The organism is Polaromonas sp. P1_G2, from assembly GCF_056405515.1.
The window spans coordinates 1-571 of the sequence record NZ_JBFUBY010000761.1; the positions used below are offsets into that span (position 1 = coordinate 1).

At 62.8% G+C, this 571-nt stretch carries 1 protein-coding gene; it reads right to left on the minus strand.

Annotated features, from left to right (window positions below; translation table 11 throughout):
• On the minus strand, window positions 1–571 hold a 571-nt coding region (locus AC1D0P_RS27440), incomplete at both ends, for a TIM barrel protein (RefSeq protein ID WP_477679616.1).

Genomic DNA, 571 nt, shown 5'->3' on the forward strand with positions numbered 1-571 from the left:
ATATAGTCCATGCTGTCTTTGATCATCTTCTCAGGATCGGCATTGTCGTGTACCGACGCCGCGAACGGCTCGAACGAGAAGTAGCCGTCGTAACCAGCGGCGCTGAGCGCCCTGATCTGGCTGACATTGTCCATCCGGTCGCCCGGCCCGACCATGACGCGATGCGCATCCAGCATATCGTCGATGCCGACGGCAGTGTCGGTGACACCGGAAATATGCACCAGTCCGGTCCGCTCGGCAAAAATTTCCGGTTCGCCAGCGAGCACGTGATGGAATGTATCATGCACCAGGCGAAAAATGCCGGTGCCGCCGACGGCATTGATGGCGTCGACCGCCTCCCGCTTGGAGCGCAGCGWACAGATCTGGAAGCCGAGCGGCTCGACCAGGCCGGTCAAGCCGTGATCGGCCAGGATCGGCTTCAGCGCCTTGAGCGATACCCGCACATTGCCCTGCCGCTCGCCTTCCGCCCGGCCGCTGCCGTCATTGACGGGCACCAGGACCAGCGCCTTGGCACCGCAATCGCGGGCATAGGCCGCAAGCTCGACCGCTTCCTTTTCCCGCGCATCATTCC